The 20,229-nt window shown below is 40.4% G+C and carries 16 protein-coding genes and 1 tRNA gene; 10 read left to right on the top strand and 7 right to left on the bottom strand.

Translation table 11 applies throughout. The features are described 5' to 3' along the window. Positions 1–116: 116 nt before the first annotated feature. Positions 117–1,334: an HD-GYP domain-containing protein gene (locus AN392_RS11945; RefSeq protein WP_054202243.1), complete on the top strand. Its 1,218-nt coding sequence runs from the start codon at positions 117–119 to the stop codon at positions 1,332–1,334. Here AN392_RS11945 and AN392_RS11940 read toward each other — a convergent pair. Then, positions 1,294–1,617 (bottom strand): hypothetical protein, encoded by a 324-nt coding sequence (locus tag AN392_RS11940; RefSeq protein WP_054202242.1) that lies wholly within the window; start codon positions 1,615–1,617, stop codon positions 1,294–1,296. The genes AN392_RS11945 and AN392_RS11940 overlap by 41 nt on opposite strands. Positions 1,618–1,899: 282 nt before the next feature. Between AN392_RS11940 and AN392_RS11935 the strand changes: the two genes are divergently transcribed. After that, complete coding sequence (locus AN392_RS11935; protein WP_055012852.1) at positions 1,900–3,201, top strand: outer membrane protein transport protein; 1,302 nt, start codon at positions 1,900–1,902, stop codon at positions 3,199–3,201. A gap of 150 nt (positions 3,202–3,351) precedes the next feature. Here AN392_RS11935 and AN392_RS11930 read toward each other — a convergent pair whose 3' ends face one another. From AN392_RS11930 to pepA, 3 genes are all read right to left on the bottom strand, one after another. Next, a complete protein-coding gene (locus AN392_RS11930) occupies positions 3,352–6,204 on the bottom strand; it encodes a valine--tRNA ligase (protein ID WP_055012851.1) in 2,853 nt (950 codons plus the stop codon). Between the two features lie 58 nt (positions 6,205–6,262). Beyond that, positions 6,263–6,709 carry a DNA polymerase III subunit chi gene (locus AN392_RS11925; protein ID WP_055012850.1) on the bottom strand — a complete coding sequence of 149 codons (447 nt, stop codon included), beginning with the start codon at positions 6,707–6,709 and terminating at the stop codon, positions 6,263–6,265. A 172-nt stretch (positions 6,710–6,881) separates the two neighbouring features. Continuing rightward, the gene (pepA, locus tag AN392_RS11920) at positions 6,882–8,393 is read right to left on the bottom strand and encodes a leucyl aminopeptidase (protein ID WP_055012849.1); all 1,512 of its coding nucleotides are present in this window, start codon (positions 8,391–8,393) and stop codon (positions 6,882–6,884) included. Between the two features lie 307 nt (positions 8,394–8,700). Here pepA and lptF point away from each other — a divergent pair, with 307 nt between their 5' ends. Together lptF and lptG are read left to right on the top strand one after the other, a co-directional pair. Next, positions 8,701–9,813, top strand: a complete 1,113-nt coding sequence (gene lptF, locus AN392_RS11915; RefSeq protein WP_036933683.1) for an LPS export ABC transporter permease LptF — start codon at positions 8,701–8,703, stop codon at positions 9,811–9,813. Next, positions 9,810–10,877, top strand: a complete 1,068-nt coding sequence (lptG, locus tag AN392_RS11910) for an LPS export ABC transporter permease LptG (protein WP_008466816.1) — start codon at positions 9,810–9,812, stop codon at positions 10,875–10,877. The genes lptF and lptG overlap by 4 nt, the downstream gene beginning before the upstream one ends. 92 nt (positions 10,878–10,969) lie before the next feature. On the opposite strand, the gene AN392_RS11905 is transcribed toward lptG, so the two are convergent. After that, the gene (locus tag AN392_RS11905; protein WP_055012848.1) at positions 10,970–11,470 is read right to left on the bottom strand and encodes an RDD family protein; all 501 of its coding nucleotides are present in this window, start codon (positions 11,468–11,470) and stop codon (positions 10,970–10,972) included. 271 nt (positions 11,471–11,741) lie between these two features. Between AN392_RS11905 and AN392_RS11900 the strand changes: the two genes are divergently transcribed. The 5 genes from AN392_RS11900 (at position 11,742) to AN392_RS11880 (ending at position 16,969) form a co-directional block, all read left to right on the top strand. Next, a tRNA-Leu gene (locus AN392_RS11900) sits at positions 11,742–11,826 on the top strand. A gap of 439 nt (positions 11,827–12,265) precedes the next feature. Next, complete coding sequence (locus AN392_RS11895; protein WP_055012847.1) at positions 12,266–13,255, top strand: fatty acid desaturase; 990 nt, start codon at positions 12,266–12,268, stop codon at positions 13,253–13,255. Between the two features lie 24 nt (positions 13,256–13,279). Next, positions 13,280–14,086, top strand: coding sequence for a LuxR C-terminal-related transcriptional regulator (locus AN392_RS11890; protein WP_010390873.1), 807 nt, complete (start codon positions 13,280–13,282; stop codon positions 14,084–14,086). 84 nt (positions 14,087–14,170) lie between these two features. Next, positions 14,171–15,433 (top strand): tyrosine--tRNA ligase, encoded by a 1,263-nt coding sequence (gene tyrS / locus AN392_RS11885; RefSeq protein ID WP_055012846.1) that lies wholly within the window; start codon positions 14,171–14,173, stop codon positions 15,431–15,433. Between the two features lie 396 nt (positions 15,434–15,829). Then, positions 15,830–16,969 (top strand): Na/Pi symporter, encoded by a 1,140-nt coding sequence (locus tag AN392_RS11880; RefSeq protein WP_008114296.1) that lies wholly within the window; start codon positions 15,830–15,832, stop codon positions 16,967–16,969. 56 nt (positions 16,970–17,025) lie between these two features. Here AN392_RS11880 and AN392_RS11875 read toward each other — a convergent pair whose 3' ends face one another. Both AN392_RS11875 and AN392_RS11870 read right to left on the bottom strand, forming a co-directional pair. Beyond that, positions 17,026–19,095 (bottom strand): TonB-dependent receptor, encoded by a 2,070-nt coding sequence (locus AN392_RS11875; protein WP_055012845.1) that lies wholly within the window; start codon positions 19,093–19,095, stop codon positions 17,026–17,028. 56 nt (positions 19,096–19,151) lie between these two features. Further along, a complete protein-coding gene (locus tag AN392_RS11870; RefSeq protein WP_055012844.1) occupies positions 19,152–19,808 on the bottom strand; it encodes a YoaK family protein in 657 nt (218 codons plus the stop codon). 143 nt (positions 19,809–19,951) lie between these two features. Between AN392_RS11870 and AN392_RS11865 the strand changes: the two genes are divergently transcribed. Beyond that, complete coding sequence (locus tag AN392_RS11865; RefSeq protein WP_041708743.1) at positions 19,952–20,200, top strand: TIGR03643 family protein; 249 nt, start codon at positions 19,952–19,954, stop codon at positions 20,198–20,200. Positions 20,201–20,229: the final 29 nt, after the last annotated feature.

The raw sequence follows: 20,229 nt of genomic DNA, 5'->3' as shown, positions 1-20,229 counted from the left end.
TCGCAGGATTTTAGTGTTAATAATTTATTATTACCCTAAACTCAAAAGCTAGACTTTTATAGCTAAATAATGCTATTAAAAGAAAATATTCCTTAATTATAGAAATCCTCACATTTATGTTAGTTACCTTACCTATATCAGAGCTTATTCCCGGCATGTACGTAAATAGCGTGACCAAGCAGCAGGAGAGTGTGGATGGTATAAAAATTAAAACCAGTGGTTTGGTACGTGATAAATCTATAATTCAGCGTTTAATTACCGAAGGAGTACTAGAGCTTCTTATTGATTTTACAAAAAGTGATGTGGCTGTACCGGCTAAATATAAAGTACAAGAAAAACCACAAGCCGCTGCTACAAATCAAGACAAGCCCGCTAGTAAAAAGCGAGTTGTCAGCTTGCAACAAGAGTTTGCCAAAGCCAGTGTTAGTTATGATGCCCACAACAGAAAATTACAAAGTATTTTTGGTGATTTAACCTCAGGTTTGTCACTGAATACTGATGCGCTTAATGAGATAAGTAATGAAATAGTCAGCTCAGTATTTCGTAATGAACATGCAATGACCATTTTAACTCGCATTAAAGATAAGCATAGCTATAACTGGCGTCATATGATCAACTGCACCATTTTTACAGCGGTATTCGCTAAGTATTTAGGGTATAAACGCGATGTTGTTCAGGAGCTTGCTATGGGGGCATTAATGCATGACCTAGGGCAGGCCAAATTACCTCAAGGAATATTCTCTAAACCTGGCAAAGTTACGGGTAACGAGATGACGGCAATAAAAAAGCATGTTGCACAAAGCCTAGGGTTATTAAAAGGTGGGAAAGGCATCACCTCTTTAATGTTAGATATGATTGTAAATCATCATGAGCGCCTTGATGGTTCTGGTTATCCTCGAGGAGTCGATGACAGCAAGATAAGTCGTCCTGCTCGGATTTTAGCGATTGTTGACGTATACGATGCGCTCACCGCAGATAGACCCCATCAAGAAGGGGATGAGCCTATTAATGCACTGCGTTATTTGTTGGCAAATAAACAGCTATTTGATGCAGAGTTAGTACAGCTGTTTATTAAGTGTTTAGGTGTTCACCCGGTGGGTACTATTGTTAAGTTAACCAATGAGCGTTTGGCCTTGGTGCTAGAAGGTAATCATTCAAATCCAATCAAGCCCAAAGTTAAGCTTTTTTATAACGCAAAACACAACCATCATGTTACCGCAAAAGATATTGATTTGAGCTCAAATAATAATGAAATAAAAATACAAGCAAGTGTAAAACCAGCTGATTATAAAATTAACTTGCCTCGACTTTTAAAAGAGCATTTACTGCTTTAGTATTTTTGCATCGTCTTTTTCTGTTTGTTTTAGCAGAAATATACCCACCTAAAAAGCAATTACCCATTAACGTCATCCACAGTAATGTGCCTAATTCTACATGCAGCGCTAAGCAGCAAAAAACCAAAGAAATAATTGCCATGCTAATGGCTGCTAACCAATAGAGATTAACTGGGTTGTCACATTTACCTGCCTGCGTACACGCGCAATAATTTGCTTTATAAAAGAAATAAACACTTAAGCCACAAAAAGTAAGCGCTGTAACAATAAGTAAAATGATCACTGTTTTCTCCCTTGGTGATTTTATTGGCAGTGTAAATTGCAACGCAAGTTAAGTCAATGCAAATGAGAATTAATATCATTAGAGTATATACTCTAATACCATACTTCTGCTCCGATGAGTTTTAAATAGTTGTTAAATTGTCGTTAAAAAACGTGTTTTTTGGCCTTTTTTAGCGTTTTAGTAGGGTTTTTTATAAAAAATTAAGGTAGTGTACGCGGGTTTGAAACTCTAATAACAACACACATAGCTATCCAAACAGTAAGTTTGGCTAAGGACACAACAATGAAATTTACTAAAACTCTTATTGCTGCATCGCTGGCATTTGTTTCAGCTGATACCTTTGCAGCGGCTTTTCAACTTGCTGAGCAAAATGTATCTGGTTTAGGTCGTGCATACGCAGGTGAAGCGTCTGTAGCAGATGATGCCTCTGTGGTTGCTCGTAACCCAGCGTTAATGACGTTGTTTAAAGAGAAGCAACTTAGCGTTGCAGCTATGGCTGTCATTCCTGATGTTAGCCTAAAAGGCACAGGTAATGCCTACGGTTTAGATAACAGCGTACTAGATGATGACAGCATCGCACCTAGCGCGATTATTCCTGCTGGTTATTTCACTATGCCAGTAAACGATAAAGTATCGGTTGGTTTTGGTGCATTTTCTAACTTTGGCCTTGCCACTGAGTTTAACGATGATTACGCAGCTGGCCAAATTGCTGGTGAAACTGAAATTGTTACTGTAAACATGAACGCAAGTGTTGCTTATAAAGTATCTGAGCAGTTCAGTTTTGGTATTGGTTTAAATGCAATTTATGCAGAAGCGAAGATTATTCGTAAGTTTGGCGTAGTACCTCCTGTAAACCCTGCTATTGCATCTATTCCTGCAAGTGCTGATGCTGTTCACCTTGAAGGTGATGACATGGGTTACGGCTTAAACGTTGGTTTAATGTACCAATTAGATGAAAATAGCCGCTTTGGTTTTAATTACCGTACAGAAACAGATATTACTTTTGAAGGTGAGTACTCGAATGAACTACCTTCATTTATTCCTGGTGGGTTAAACGGTCAAGTTGAATTACCTGGCTCAGTTGAAATTACACTACCAGCAATTGCTGAGTTCTCAGGTTCTCACCAGTTAGATGAAAAGCTAGGCGTTCACTACAGCGTATTATGGACAGGTTGGAGCAGCTTTGACTCATTAGAAGCACAAGTTACTGCACCTACAGGTGGCAAGTTCAGTGCGTTTGAAAAAACAGAAGATTTCTCTGATGCAATGCGTTACTCAATCGGTACTGATTACCAGTACAGTGAAAATTTAATGCTTCGTGCTGGTTTTGCGTTTGATGAATCACCAGTATCACAACAGCATTTATCAATTTCTATCCCTGATACAGACCGTTTTTGGTTCTCGTTTGGTGGTAACTATGCGATTGATCAAAACTCAAACATTGATTTAGGTGTGAGCGTATTACGTGGTAAAACACAAAACTTTACTGAAAAAGTAGAAAGTGAAACGCTACCACAGCAATGGTCTTTTGAATCAAAAGGTCATGCAGTATTATTAGGTGCTCAGTACAACTACACATTCTAATTCTGCCTAGAGCCTAGAGCCTAGAGCCTAGAGCCTAGAGCCTAGAGCCTAGACACAAAAAAGCCGCTTACAGCAAATGCAGTAAGCGGCTTTTTTTATACTTATAAATTAACTGGTTACGAATGGCGTAAGCCATCCGTACTGGTTTAATTATAAGCTTTCTATTTTAACTTTTTGCTCTAGTAGCTTAGTTTTTGCATCGGTAAATTCAGCTAGCTTAGCATTTTCTTTAGCGAGTACCGCTTCAGGTGCATTGTTAACAAATTTTTCGTTAGCCAGTTTGTTTTGCACTTGCGCTAGGCCTTTCTCAGCTTTTTCAAGTTGCTTGTTAATACGTGCAAGCTCAGCTTCGACATCAATTAACCCCGCCATTGGGATCATAATTTCAAGGTTGCCAACATAAGAGGTTGCACACGCAGGAGCATCGTCTTTGTTTTCAAGCAGAGTAAATGCTTCAAGCTTAGCGAGTGACGCTAAAAACGATTCATTTTCGTTAATACGGCGCACATCGTCGCTCGATGCATTGGCTAGTAACACTGATAACGGCTTGCTTGGGCTGATATCCATTTCACCACGAATATTACGAATCGCTAAAATGAATTGCTTAACCCACTCTAAGTCATCCATTGCTTGTGAATCAACATTGGCTTGGTTATAAACAGGGAAGCCTTGAACCATAATGCTAGTGCCTGTTGTTTCAAGCCCTGCAAGTGGTGCTACACGCTGCCAAATTGTCTCTGTAATGTAAGGCATCATTGGGTGCATTAAACGCAGTAAGCTTTCAAGTACGGTAATAAGTGTATGACGTGTACCACGTTGCTGAGCTTCATTGCCTTTAAATAGTACCGGCTTAGTTAGTTCTAAGTACCAATCACAGAACTGGTTCCAGGTGAATTCATACAGCGTGTTCGCCGCTAAATCAAAACGGTAGTTATCAAGGTGCTCAGTGTAGGTTTTAACCGTGGCTTCATATTGACCTAGAATCCAGCGATCAGCTAACGAGTACTGTTTTTCGCTATCGTTAAAGCCACAGTCTTGCTCTTCTGTGTTCATTAATACGTAACGGCTTGCGTTCCATAATTTGTTACAGAAGTTACGGTAACCTTCAAGGCGGTTCATATCCCAGTTAATATCACGACCAGTTGAAGCCATCGCTGCTAAGGTAAAGCGCAGTGCGTCGGTACCGTGTGCTTCAATACCGTTTGCAAATACTTTGCGGGTATCTTTTTCAATTTTAGCGGCAAGTTTTGGCTGCATCATATTACCAGTACGTTTTTGTACTAAGTCTTCAAGGCCAATGCCGTCAATCATATCAAGTGGGTCAAGTACGTTACCTTTAGACTTCGACATTTTATCGCCGTTATCGTCACGTATTAAGCCAGTTACATACACGGTTTTAAAAGGAACTTGTGGTTTGCCGTTTTCATCCTTTATAAAGTGCAGCGTCATCATGATCATACGTGCAACCCAGAAGAAAATGATATCAAAACCGGTTACCAACACGTCAGATGGGTGGAAGGTTTTTAAGTCATCGGTATTTTCTGGCCAACCTTGGGTTGAGAAGGTCCACAGTGCTGATGAGAACCACGTATCAAGAACGTCTTCGTCTTGGCTAAGCGCTACGCTATCTGCAATATTGTTATCGCGGCGTACTTCTGCTTCATCACGACCAACGTATACGTTGCCTTCGCTGTCGTACCAAGCTGGAATACGGTGACCCCACCAAAGCTGGCGTGAAATACACCAATCTTGTACGTCGTTCATCCACGAAAAGTACATGTTTTCGTATTGCTTAGGTACAAACTGAATGTCGCCGTTTTTAACTGCGTCTTTTGCAGGTTCAGCAAGTGGTGCAACACGTACATACCATTGGTCAGTAAGTAGTGGTTCAATAACAACACCAGAGCGATCACCGTAAGGAACAGTTAGGCCATGGTCTTCAATTTTTTCAAGTAGGCCTAGCTCTTCAAATTCAGCAATAATCGCTTTACGTGCGTCAAAACGGTCCAGGCCATGTAAGCGCTCAGGAATTGGCGCATCAAATTCAAGTTCTTTACCATCAAAGGTGTATGTTTCACCCTGGGTTAAAATAGCCGCGTCTTTGTCGAAGATATTAATCATCGGCATCTTGTGGCGCTTACCAACTTCGTTATCGTTAAAGTCGTGCGCAGGGGTTATTTTTACACAGCCCGTACCTTTGTCTTTATCGGCATGTTCATCGGCAACAATTTTAATACGACGATTAACGATTGGTAGTAAAATCTCTTTACCTATTAGGTCTTGGTAGCGCTCGTCATCTGGGTTTACTGCCACACCAGAGTCACCCAGCATAGTTTCTGGGCGCGTAGTGGCTACAACAATGTAGTCTTTACCGTCTTGCGTTTTTACGCCATCAGCTAGTGGGTAACGTAAGTTCCACATGTGGCCTTGTTTGTCTTTGTTTTCAACTTCAAGATCAGAAATCGCAGTGTGTAATTTTGGATCCCAGTTTACTAGGCGTTTACCACGGTAAATTAGGTTTTCTTTATGAAGGCGTACAAATACTTCTTTAACAGCTTCTGATAGGCCATCGTCCATAGTAAAACGTTCACGATCCCAATCAACAGAAGCACCTAAGCGGCGAAGTTGTTTAGTGATTGTGCCACCAGACTCGTTTTTCCATTCCCAAATTTTATCGATGAAAGCTTCACGGCCTAAATCGTGGCGTGTTTTCCCTTCTTCTGCCGCAAGCTTTCGCTCTACAAGCATTTGCGTGGCAATACCTGCGTGGTCAGTACCTACTTGCCATAATGTATTGTTACCTTGCATACGTTTAAAGCGCGTTAAGGTATCCATGATGGTATCTTGGAAAGCGTGGCCCATGTGTAAGCTACCCGTGACATTTGGCGGCGGGATCATAATTGAATATGGGGTGCCTTGGCCAGATGGCTTAAAGTAGCCTTTTTGTTCCCAGTCTTGATATAGAGACTGTTCAATATCTTGCGGATTGTAGGTTTTATCCATTACACAGAACCTTAAATAAGTACTTAAATGAGTTAGTTAGCTTTGTACGCAGTGAGCGTTAGCGATTAATATCTTGCGTGGTGATATTGGCACCGAGTTGACGTAGCTTTTTAAAGCGCTCACGAGCGGCTTGTTTGGCTATGGGCTCTACGGGTACAAAATCAAAAACTTGGTTAAACCGACGAATAAAATCCGGTAAGTGATTGGCCAAGTTAATTAATACTTTACGATTACCAACAGGTGGTGTTGTGCCAATTTCTACAGGTGCGCCGCCTTTTGGGCCTTCACCTTGTAAATTATGGGGCACAAAACTGTCGGCATCAAATGTCCAAATAGTTTCGTCAATGCTGTTGGCGGTTGCTTCGCTGTCTACAAAAATAAATACGCGTTGACCAAGCCGATACTGTTGCCCAGCTATTTGAGCTGCTAAAGCAAAGTGATCATCGGCTTTAGCTAATGACTCATCTTGTTGCTTTAAAATGAAAAACTGGGCATTCATGTTCATTGTATCGGGATTTCCCATGACATTGATTGTGCTGTTATTAAATACACACAAATTAAGAAGGGGATTTTGCCATATAACGGGGTTTGCTTCAATTAATACCCAATAAATAAGGCGCTTTAAAAGCGCCTTATTTTATACTCTATATTGGGCTGTGAAGCCTTTTACAGGTTTGTTAGTCTTGGGTTGCTTCGTTAATGCCTGCTCGGTTTAATAAATACTGAGTTAGCATAGGTACAGGGCGCCCCGTTGCACCTTTTTTAGCGCCGCTGCGCCATGCCGTACCGGCAATATCTAAATGTGCCCAGTTATACTTTTTAGTAAATTTAGATAAGAAACAGGCCGCAGTAATAGTACCTGCAGCTCGGCCACCTAAGTTAGTAAAGTCGGCAAATGGGCTTTCTAGTTGATCTTGATAATCATCCCATAATGGCAGTTGCCATGCACGATCGCCACTTTGCTCCGACGCTTTTAATAAATCATGCGCCAGTGGATTATGGTTTGCTAATAAACCCGTAGCATGGGCACCTAAAGCAACAATACATGCACCGGTTAATGTTGCCACATCAATCACGGTTTCTGGTTCAAAACGCTCAACATAGGTTAGCGCGTCACATAACACTAAACGGCCTTCGGCATCAGTATTAAGTACTTCAACCGTTTGCCCAGACATAGTGGTTAAAATATCACCTGGGCGATAGGCGTTTGAGCTTGGCATGTTTTCACAACCGGCTAAAACGCCAATTACATTTATAGGTAGCTGCATTTGTGCAAGCGAGCGCATGGCACCAATAACACCAGCAGCACCGCCCATGTCGTATTTCATTTCATCCATGCCTTCGCCTGGTTTTAATGAAATACCGCCTGAGTCAAAGGTTAAGCCTTTACCAACTAATACGATAGGCGCTTGGTCATCGCCTGCGCCTTTGTAGTTAATTACCGACATAACCGATTCGTTATCACTACCACGACCAACTGCTAGGTATGAGTTCATACCTAGTTCTGCCATTTTATCTTCGCCAATCAGCTCAACAGTGATGTTGTCAAAATTAGTCTCAAGTTCTTTGGCTTGCTCGCCGAGATACGCTGGATTACAAATATTAGGCGGCATATTAGCAACGTCTTTGCACAATTTGCTACCAGCAGCAATCGCTAGGCCATGCTCAATGGCACTTTCACCTATAGTCAGTTCCCGGCGCGTAGGAACGTTAAATACCATTTTACGCAGTGGACGACGTGGGTCTACTTTCTTACTTTTTAGCTGATTGAAGGTGTATAAACAGTCTTGGGTTGTTTCTACCGCTTGACGCACTTTCCAATAGGTATCACGGCCTTTAACGTGTTGCTCAGTTAAAAAGCACACTGCTTCCATCGAGCCTGTTTCATTTAAGGTGTTGATAGTTTTTGAAATAATTTGTTTATATTGTTTATCGTCTAGTTCGCGTTCTTTACCGCAGCCAACGAGTAGAATACGTTCGCTTAAAATATTAGGTACATGGTGTAATAGTAATACTTGCCCTGGCTTACCTTCTAAGTCGCCACGGCGTAATAAATTTGAGATATAACCATCGCTGATTTTATCAAGTTGTTCACCAATGGGGGATAACCTGCGTGGTTCGTATACGCCAACAACAATACATGCACTGCGTTGTTTTTCTGGGCTACCACTTTTTACGTTGAATTCCATTGTCACTCCTGATTTTGAGTCATCTATAGAAGCTAAGTTGGGACTAAAAATGTGTTTTCTAGTCTTTTTACCTAAATTTTTAGGTCTAGCGCTAATATTAGTAGATTTTACTCGACTCTTACTGTGTATTTGAACTTTATATGCTTAAGGGTTACTAATGCAACATTATATCGTGATGTTAGGTAGGATAATTAATATTGATGGCTTATAATATGTGCTTAATACTCATTTAAAATGAGTGAATTAACTAGTTCACTCATTGTTTTTTATTACTAAATTGAAATTCCATGTTTAACAGGGGCGAATGTTGCTAATTTTCCGTTATTTGACCACTGAGGTTTTAAAATCGCAGGTCGCCGTATTTTTAACTTTAATGACCATATTTTTGTCGCAAAAGTTTGTTGTCATTCTTGGTGATGCCTCAGAAGGTAGTATCCCAGCAAAGCTTGTGTTTGCCATGATTGCGCTTAAATTGCCGCAGTTGGCATCGTTAATTTTGCCTCTGAGCTTATTTTTAGGAATTATTTTAGCTTACAGCCGGATTTACGCCGACAGTGAAATGACAGTACTTAAAGCCTGTGGCGTGAGTGAGTGGTATGTAGTGCGTATTACGCTAATTTCAAGTGTCATTTTAGCGTTGTTGGCCGCGGTACTTACTTTGTATATTGCACCGTGGGCAAGCGAACAAGAATATCAACTTAAAGAGCAAGCCAAGGCTGATGCTGGTTTATCTGCACTTCGAGCTGGACGTTTTCAACAAACCGGTAACGAAAAAGCCGTGGTGTTTATTCATAATATTGAAAATGGCGGCAAAGAGCTCAACAAAGTTTTTGTGGCACAACTACCCGATAGTGAAAAAAGTGACCTAGCACGTTTAGTTTATGCAGAGCAGGGCGTTGTTATTGAAGCGCAAAATGGTGAACAGCAGTTAGTGCTCACTGATGGTAAGCGCTATGAAACTGACGGCGAAGCGCCTTCACTTAACTTGACTGAGTTTGATGGTTACAGCGTACAAATTCGCGAGCAAGAAATAGAACATCAACGTCGTAAGTTAGAAGCCGTGCCAACTCGTGAGTTAATGTCTATTAACACTCCAGAAGCAATTGCACAGTGGCAATGGCGTTTAGCTATTCCGTTATCTATTCCATTATTAACTTTACTAGCAGTACCCCTGAGCGTTGTTAATCCACGCCAAGGTAAATTTGCTAAATTAGTGCCCGCTTTGAGCTTATATTTAGGGTATTTCATTTTACTCAACGCGGCTAAGTTTGCGGTAGAAGATGGGAAAATTCCGCCCTCTATTGGCCTATGGTGGATTCACCTAAGTGCATTATTTATAGGTAGTTTATTAATTATTAAAGGCCGCCCATTAGGTGTTTGGCTGAAGGCTGTCGTGACTAAACGGGAGCAACACATATGATGAAAACGCTTGATTGGTATTTAGGCCGTAGCATTATGCAAACGACTGGATTTGCACTAATGGTGTTGGTGGGGATCAGTACTTTAATAAAATTTATAGAGCAACTTAAATCGGTTGGCCGAGGTAGTTACGATATTATGACCGCCTTGCTATATACCATTTATAGTATGCCCGGCGATTTAGTGGTGTTTTTCCCAATGGCAGCACTTATTGGTGGCTTAACTGGGTTAGGCGCTTTAGCTTCTAATAGTGAGTTGGTAGTAATGCAAGCCGCGGGTATGTCGCGTTTACAAATCATTGGCTCGGTAATGAAAACCGCAATTTTTATGGCGCTGTGCGTAATGGCGCTAGGTGAGTGGGGGGCGCCCGCTGCTCAGCTGCACGCCAAAGAAATGCGTAACCAAGCTATTCATGGCGGGGATGTATTTAATGCACAAAAAGGCGTGTGGGCTAAAGATGGCAGTAACTTTATTAATATTGAAGATGTTGACCAAAATGGCATGCTGCGCGGCGTAAATATGTACCACTTTGATAAGTCGTTGCAACTTACACAAATTACTAAAGCAAAAGAAGCAGTAGGGCGTGATAATGGCTGGCTACTGCGCGATGTGAACAAAGTATTGATCAGTGAAGAGCTAATTACCACGGAGCAAGTTACTGAAGAGTTTTACTCATCTCAGCTGACCGGTGAAAAACTTGGCGTGGTTTCAGTAAAACCAGAGTCACTGTCATTTTCAGGATTGTGGTCATATTTAGCTTATTTACAGCAAAATGAGCAAGATACAAGTACCTATGATTTAGCACTATGGCGTAAATTAATGCAGCCAGTGTCTATTGCTGTGATGTTGTTGGTTGCCTTATCGTTTATATTTGGTCCGTTGCGAACCGTAACTATGGGGGCACGAATTATCATGGGAGTGGTAACGGGGATAGTGTTTCACTTAACTAATGAGATATTTGGCCCTGTGGTAATGGTATATCAAATCCCAGCCATTGTAGGCGCCGTTCTACCGAGCATTTTATTTACTGGGTTTGCAGCTTATTTGATGAATAAGCGGGTGTAGCTAGACTTAAAGCTTAAATAAAAAACGCGGCCTTTTTTAAAAGTGCCGCGTTTTTTTATGCTTTAGCTTATACCAATTCACTAGATTAAGTATTAATCTAGTTCGCGATACACGCGTTTATTTTCTTCTTTGGTGAGCGTAACTACTTCGGTTTTTGATAAGTAATCTTGCAGTGCTTTTTTATTTTTAAAATCCACTAATACCACTAAATTCCCTAAACCAAGTAATGCGCTGATACTGCGGATAATAGCTTGTGGCCAGCTAATTAAACTTCCTTGGTTGGTTTGTACTTTTAAGCGCCATGCTCGCATACCAATTGTTTGCCCACTTTTAGTCCAAAAATAACCAAAAAATACCAAGCCAACAAGCACCAGCAGCGAGCTGCGAATACCAGAAAGTAATAGTGAATCCTGAATACGTGCAGAGACATCTTCAGCGCCATTAAGGGCAATAAAATCAAGGGAAATAAGCCCTTGGATAGCAAATAAATACAATACCACCGTTAGCATCGCAAAAGCGATAATAGCTAATGTGTCGTACACCAATGACGCAAAACGACGCCAAAACCCTGCTCGTGGAAACTCAGCCGACATAAATATACTCTCACTGTTAATGTGCGCGATAGTTTAGCAAATAAGCCGTTAAATACTACCTATTACGCTACGTGCTTAACTCGGTATTGGCTCAAATGTTAATGGTTGCCTAAATGTTAAGCGGTCGATCACGCTTAAGACATAAAACGCTTGCCGCTTTGCTCATTGTTTGTATAATGCTAGGCAATGAGATGGAAGAGGGTACATAATCTTTCACTCTTAAGTGGTTTTTCTTTATCTTCTCGTGTTTAGAAGGTTAAAGAAAAATGATGCCAGCGTGATGAAATTGGTATACATGGGGGATTCAAAATCCCCTGCCGCAAGGCGTGCCGGTTCAAGTCCGGCCGCTGGTACCACTTTTTATAGCCCCGACCAAATTGGTTGGGGTTTTTTTATGCCTAAGATTTGAGTTGCCGGACTCGAGCGGCACGTGAGGTGCCGCTGTTATAAGTAAAAGTCCGGCCGCTGGTACCACTTTTTATAGCCCCTGCTAGATTTAGCAGGGGTTTTTTTATGCCTAAGATTTGAGTTGCCGGATTTTAATTACAAAAAATGTGTCCAACATTGCTACTTTTATAAGCAGTAGGTTTTGATCTAAACTTGGCCTGTAAACGTTTTGGGTTTACCTAACCTTAAGCTCTGCTTGAGATAGGTCTCTTATCCAGAACTAAGGTTATATAGTAAACACAGGCCTGACTTTAATCGTATTTTTCATTGATACGGGTGTGCTAAGTTATGCAATGTGTTTTGACTCGGGTATTATATACCTCAACCTCTTGTTGCGAATAAAACATCATGACTCAACTAACCGCAAAACAGAACATTCAAGCCATTGTAAAAGCGATTAAGGCTGAAGAAGCATTACTGCGTAAAAAACACCCGCTATTAATGCATCAAAATACCTTAGGAATGGCTATTTTATTACTTTCTTTGAGTGCATTAATCGGAATTGGCACGCTGTATTATTTTGCTATTATTCCCGCTTGGCTATGCATTATTTTAGCGGCCATTGCTACCTCAATTTCCCATGAGCTTGAGCATGACTTAATCCACAAACAGTACTTTAGCAACCAACCATTTTTGCATAATTTTATGATGTTAACCGTGTGGCTGATGCGTCCTAATACCATAAGCCCATGGTACCGTCGCAAGATGCATTTACATCATCACAAAACGTCGGGTACTGAGCAAGATTTAGAAGAGCGTTTGGTAGGTAATGGTATTAAAAATCCGTTTTTACGTGCCTTGGTAATTGTTGATGGATTACTCGGTTTATTAATTAATGCAAAACGTTTTAGTAAAGAAATTAATGGGTTTAGCTTCTTTAAAGTGTTTAATGCAGGTTTTCCCATTACTACTGCGTATTTCGCCATTTTATATAGCGTAATTGTGTTTCACTTAGTTAATTTGTTCACTCCACTGGCTGCTAATTCACCTGTATTGCTGCTTGATGCAATGAATGTGTTTGAATTTCTAATGGTGGTGCTGATTGTGCCTAATATTGTGCGTTCGAGCTCACTTAATTTTGTTACTTCAAGTATGCATTATTACGGCGGTGTTAATAATATGCTTGAACAAACTCACGTCATCACCAGCCGTTTGTTTATGCCATTTAATTTATTTTGCTTTAACTTTGGGCATACTCATACTATTCATCATTTTGTGCCGAATCAGCCGTTTTATTTACGACAAATGATCAGTAAAAAAATCCTTGAAGTGATGCGCCAACACGGCGTGCGTTTTAATGATTTTGCCAGTATTAAGCAAGCAAACTTGTATCAGTAATACTCAGTGTAAAATGGCATCATAATGCAGTCGGACTCGCAGCAGCAATTAACTCAGCAAGATGCGTTAGCGCAATGTGTACAAGCTATAAAGGGGACCAGTTTTGCGCAAAAGCTGGTTAATTACATTGCCCTTATTGTTGAGTTTGATTGTGCGGTTGTATTGGCTTGCAGAGTAAATAAGCATCCCATTTATTTATTCGATTCTATCGAGAAACAGCGTGAACTTTTATTTCAGCGCTACCTTACTAACTCGTTTGTAAACGACCCTTTTTATACTGAACTGGTTAGTAAAGCTGAGGAAGGAGTATTTCGGCTCGCTGATATAGCTCGTTATCAAGATGAACTGACCTTTAAGGCATATCAACAGCAGTTTTATACTCACACTGACTGGACTGATGAGCTAAGTATTTGTACTAATATAGGTAACGGTCGCTCGATTGTTATTTACCTTGGTTTATTATCCAATAACCAGCGCTTTAGTGCGTTGCAAAAGCAGCAATTAATAGCACATTTTAATTTAATAAAAGCACTGTGTAGCCAACATTGGGGTAGCCAAAAATTACTATTAAATCAATTTAATAGTTCAGTTACTGGGCAGCTTATAGAAAATGCCCTCACGTCATTTGCTAACCAACAACTCACTCAACGAGAGCATCAGGTTGCTTGTTTAATTGTGCAAGGTTGCGACTCCGCAGATATTGCTTCTCAGCTTGGGATTGCCCTAGGTACAGTTAAAAACCATCGTAAACGTATATATGCACAGTTAAACGTTGCTTCACTGAGTGAATTTTTTCGACTGTTTTTAAACCATTTAATGCTGACAAAATAAAGCGCGTTTATGTCCCTTTAGGGATATAGTGCACATCGCTGAGTTTAATTAGTATTTTTCTTATAGATAATTTTGAGAAATACGATGACAGCACATTTACTTAGCGACATTATGCAGCGTGGTTTAGTCTCTCAAGTGAGTAATATTGAGCAATTAACCCATAAGCTTAAAACTCCACAGGTGGTTTACTGTGGCTTCGATCCTACCGCAGGTAGCTTACACATAGGGCACTTAGTACCATTAATAATGCTAAAGCGTTTTATGGATGCAGGGCATCAAGGTGTGGCATTAATTGGGGGGGCTACTGGGTTGATTGGTGACCCGAGCTTTAAAGCCACTGAGCGTAGCCTAAATACCAAACAAACGGTGTCACAATGGGTGACAGCGCTTGCAAACCAAGTTGAAAGTGTACTTGGTCCGCATTTAAACAAGCCACTGCAGATAAAAAATAACGCTGACTGGTTTAGCTGTATTGATGTATTAGACTTTTTTCGTGATGTAGGTAAACACTTTTCAATTAATACCATGATCAACCGTGAGTCAGTAAAACAACGTTTGCAACGTCCAGAGCAAGGGTTGTCGTTTACTGAATTTAGTTACTCCTTATTGCAGTCGTATGACTTTGCTAAGCTCAATAGTGAGTTAAATTGTACTTTGCAGATAGGCGGTAACGATCAGTGGGGTAATATTGTCAGTGGAATTGATTTAACCCGCCGTTTAAACCAGCAAACAGTGTTTGGTTTAACACTGCCACTTATTACTAAGTCAGATGGTACAAAATTTGGAAAAACTGAGGGCGGTGCTATTTGGCTCGACCCTAAAAAAACCTCGCCGTATCGCTTTTATCAGTTTTGGTTAAATTGTGAAGATGCTGATGTGTATAACTTTTTGCGTTTTTATACCTTTTTATCAGTTAAAGAAATTGAGGCCATAGAAGCAAACGATAAGATAAGCGGCCAAAAACCTCAAGCACAGCGCATTTTAGCTGAGCAATTAACCCGTTTTATTCATGCTGAAGAAGGCTTGGCAAGTGCGCAGCGTATCACTGAGTTGTTATTTAATGGACAAGTACAAACCTTAAATTTAAATGATTTAGCACAATTAGAACAAGATGGCTTACCAGTAATAACCCTTACTGAAATTAATATAACCACCTCCGCGCTATTGGTTCTCAGTGGTTTAGCAAACTCTAAGCGTGCCGCAAGAGAACTGATAGCTGCAAACGCAGTAAAAATTAATGGTGAAACAATTTCGGCTGATCATAGTCAGTTAAATTTGGCATTGCATCAACGTTTTTGGTTAATACAGCGAGGTAAAAAACAATTTAGGTTAATTAAACTCAATTGAATTTCCCTCTAATGGTGATTTTTTATGTGGTTTTAGGGGTTACTCTTAATCCAAACTACTTAAGTTTTTTAAAAGTCTTCATTGTTTTTTCTCATTACAATAACGGTAATTAATAATTTAATTGCCGTTATTAATGTGTTTTGTAGGCATTTGTAAATCACTGTGAAATGCTAAGTTAAAAGTAACTTTTTTAAGTGGCTGATAATAAAGTAACTTTGCTATCTGTTTTTAATAGCGCTGTGCGCATGAGTTGTTTCTTTGTATTAATCTCTTTACTCACTCAAGCACGTTAATCGAATTGAAATATTTCTGTAATATTTAGGTGTTCTAATGCGCTCTGAAACAAAAACGTCATCAAAATGCCATAATCGGTAAGACAAAAACTGAGATTTAAACATGAGTGAATCAAAGCGCAATACGCTATTAATAAAAACGCTTAACTGGGCTGCTATCGCCTTTTTAGTTTATTTAGTCCTGGTAGCCGTTGGCACTGTCAGTGGTGGTTTTAAATTAGCGTCGGGCGGTACTGAGGGAGCAAAAGAAATTTTTGCATTCGCAACCAACCCGTTTATTGCATTATTATTAGGTGCTTTGGCAACGGCTTTAGTGCAATCGTCATCAACGGTTACCTCAGTAATAGTGGGCCTTGTTGCTGGCGGTTTACCGTTAAGTATTGCTATTCCAATGGTGATGGGTGCAAATATTGGTACTACTATTACTAACACCTTAGTGTCTATTGGTCATATTCGCTCTAAAGAAGAGTTTCAACGTGCGTTTGCAGCATCAACGGTTCATGATTTCTTTAATTTATTTGCCGTTATTATATTTTTACCGCTTGAGATAATGTTTGGTTTGCTGCAAAAAATGTCAGCTGCTTTGTCGCATCTATTTATTGGTGATGCTGACTTATCATTAAAGAGCTACAACTTTATTAAACCACTTGTTAAACCTGCTGTGGGTGTAATAAAAGATGCATTTAGCTTCCTAGACACAAAAATGCTAGGTGCAGCGATGGTTATAGCAGGTATTTGTTTGATTTTATTTGCCGTAACTACATTAGGTAAACTACTTAAAAAAGCATTGGTTGGCACTGCAAAAGATATACTGCATGGTGCAATTGGGCGCGGGCCTATCGCAGGTATAACATCAGGTGCGGCGGTAACAGTTATGGTTCAGTCGTCATCAACTACCACGAGTTTAATGATCCCACTTGCGGGAAGTGGTGTGTTTACTACACGTCAAATCTATCCATTTACGCTAGGCGCTAATATTGGTACAACCATTACCGCTTTATTAGCCGCCACATCAATCACAGGGCCTATGGCTGAAGTGGCGCTAACGATTGCTTTAGTACACGTTATGTTTAATGTATTTGCGGTTGCACTAATTTACGGAATTCCTGTACTACGTGAAATTCCGCTTAAGTTAGCCGAAAAGCTAGCCGAAATTGGTACAAAGAATAAATCAGCTGCATTAGGCTATGTGTTAGGGTCGTTCTTTGTGGTGCCTGGTCTAATTGTACTGGCCGTTAGATAAGCAAATAAATGAATAAAAAGAATGCGCTATATAGCTTATATAGCGCATTTTTTGTTTTACCATTGGTAACTTACAGACAACATGGCATTACGCGGTTTTCCTGGGAAGTAACGATCGCCAGTAAAACTAGTGTAATCTGCGCGCTGTGCGTAAGCCGTGTTGGTTAGATTTATTATTCGCGCACTCAGTAATAGCTGTGGGCTTATTTGCCATTGGCCGCGCAAGCTTAAAATATCGTGACCTTGATATTCATGTAAGTTTTCAGGGTCGGTAAAATAGCGACTCACATAGTGCCATTGCAGAGCAAGGTTAACACGCTCGTTGGCTTGCCAGTTAAAATCGATATTAGCGACCTTTCGAGGTGCGGTATCAATATCGTTACCTTTAATATTAATACTGCCGATGATTTGCTCATTCGAGTACGTATGTTTGGCATAAGTACCTGCAAAATTAATCGAAAAGTGCTGATTAAAGCTGTGTGCTAACTCAAGCTCAATGCCACGATGTCGAGTTTGGCCGTCATTAACAGTAAAAAAGTCACTGTCACGGTAGATGGTATTGTGCTTGCTCATCGCATAAGCCGACAAACCGTAGCGAGTATTGTTGTACACCCCTTTGATACCTAACTCAGCATTATTTGCTATTTCTGCATCTAAGTCGGCAGTACTTTGCTCGCGTTGTAATTGATAAAGCTCAGCTGCTTGTGGGGCTCTATAGCCTCTTGAAAAGTTAGCGTATAGTGTATTGTTAATATTAAGCTGATAGCTCACACCGAGTTTTGGCGAAAGATTACTAAAGCTGTTTTTAGTGCTCTCGGGGCGACTATAACGACAGCCACCAAAACCACATTTACTGCCATCTTCTTTCGTACGCCCTGTAAGCATATTGTTTTGATAGTTATATTGCATATGCTCATAACGTAGACCTGCAGTTATAAGCCAATTATTTAGCTGCCAATCAATAGCGGCAAATGGGGCATATAAGGTGGCATCGACTTGGTAATCGTAATGTTTACCTTGCGGCACTGTGGCCACTAAAAACGCAGAACCTTGAGTCGGTTTATCTTGGGTTTGTAAAAAATCGGCTTGGGTAAACTCACCATCAAAACCAAGCTTTAGGTTGGTATTGTCGTTCACATAATGCTGATAAAGCGATTGTAGACCAAACCCAGTTTGGCTATTTTTTTCAAGTGGTGTGCCGGGTAGAAAGTGTTTAAAAAAGTCCATACTTTGGTCACGAATATAAGGAGTAACAACTAGAGTGTTCTCTCCTAATTGCCAGCTTGCTTTACTCCAAGCCCTAAGCGAGCGAGCTTTTCTAAAGGCGTCGGGATCAAAGTTTTGCTGTGCTATATCTTCATCTTTATAGCTTTGAAAACCGCTAATATAACCAGCAGTTTGTTGATCTAAATTAGTATACGTAAGCCCAGAAACTAAGCTTAGGTTGTTATTATTATAGCGATGGCGCACATTTATTTTTTGTTGTTTTACGCTTTCGTCATCTCGATAACCGCTATCATCAGTAAAACTAGCATTAATACCTAGGCCTGAATTATCCATGGTATGGCCTGCACGTAATTTATAGCGAGCATAACCATAAGAGCCATAATCAAAGCCTAGTAAACCACCACCTTGCGTAGTATCAGGGGTAATAACGTTAATTACACCATGCACTGCATTAGAACCATAAAGTGCAGAACCTGGGCCTTTTAATACTTCAATGCGCTCTGCCATTTCGCTATGCGCTTCGAATAGTTCATTGATATTACAAAAACCAGCTGCACGAAGAGCTATGCCATCTTCTGCGGTTAAAACACCACCACAAGCGCCCGTTCCAGAAAGTACTTGCGAGCGCAGAGCCGGTAAATACTCTTGGCCATTCCCACGTTGGACATTGGCACCTGCAACGCGTTGTAGCGCTTCCTCTACATGGGTAGGAGCTATAAGCTCAAGCTGTGATTCACTTAATACACTGATCACCAGTGGTAATGGCGTGGAAAGCGCTTCACTACGCGATGCTGTGGTGGTGATACGTTCAATTGATTGCGCGGTATCTTCAGCACACGCACTATTAATTAAACCTAACTGACTGCATAACAATAACGGGGGTAAATAGTAATATTTCATAAATTCCAGCACATCGGCAATTTGATAAGTTTAGGGTAGGGGATTTTGTGAATTGGTTAAAGCACACTCAACCTATAAACCCGATAAGTAATCGATAAAACAATACAAAAAATGCCCGGAAAAACTAAAGTGAGCACTGAGTAATGTTTAAATAGTAATACACTTACCACTCCGCCGGCTAAAAACCCGGCAATAATTAATACAAAGACCAAGCATTTTCTATTGTCAAAAGCTTCTCCTTTTAGGGCTTTACCAAACATCAAACCCAGATCGGTAAAAATACCGGTTAAGTGAGTGGTTCGCACAACTGCGCCGCTGTAGTTAGTGGCTAAAGCATTTTGTAAGCCGCAGGCCGCAGAAGCAAGTGTAAGTGCGTAAGGGTAAGAATATTGAAGTAGCTGTGCGCTTAACAGCAGTAAAATACCCTCAATAAATAAGAGCGTATCGTAATGGCGGCCTAGCTTAAGTGAACCGCCTGAAAGCATTAAGCCTGTTAATGCCGAGCCAAATATAAAACTCAGTACAATCGCAATTAAAAATAACGCTGCCTTGATGTTGGTAGTAAGTTCAATAGCTAATGAAGTCACCGACCCTGAAACGTGAGAAATTGCTTGCTGTTCAAACCCTAATAAACCTACTGCGTTTACCATACCGGCAATAAAAGCGAGGGTAAACGCACCATATTCGACCCACTTAGGTAGTTTTGTAAACATCCTTTTAGCTCCGGTTTCAGTGTGTAGATTAATCATACACTTAATTAAAGTTAATAAATGAAAAGAGGTTATATTTTTAACATCACAAGCAAGTGATGATCGCTAAATTTAACTTTTGCGTATCAACCAAATTTGGAATTAATATGTTTAACCAAGAACAGCAATCACGCATTATAGAAATGGCATGGGAAGACAGAACGCCATTTGAAGCCATTGAAAATCTGTATGGGCTAAATTACTCTCAATTAGTTAATTTTATGCGGGAGCATATCTCTAGCGGGTCATTTAAAGTATGGCGTAAGCGCCATGCTGGGCGTAAAACTAAACACCTAAAGTTACGCGACCCCGCGATTATGCGCAGTCATTGTAAAACACAGTACAAGCAACGTTAATTTTTCTCATTTCATGTAATGTTCAGGCT

The organism is Pseudoalteromonas sp. P1-16-1b, from assembly GCF_001401785.1.
Lineage (GTDB): Bacteria > Pseudomonadota > Gammaproteobacteria > Enterobacterales > Alteromonadaceae > Pseudoalteromonas > Pseudoalteromonas undina.
Note: the sequence above shows the minus strand (reverse complement) of the source record. Positions and strands in the feature narration are given on the sequence as shown.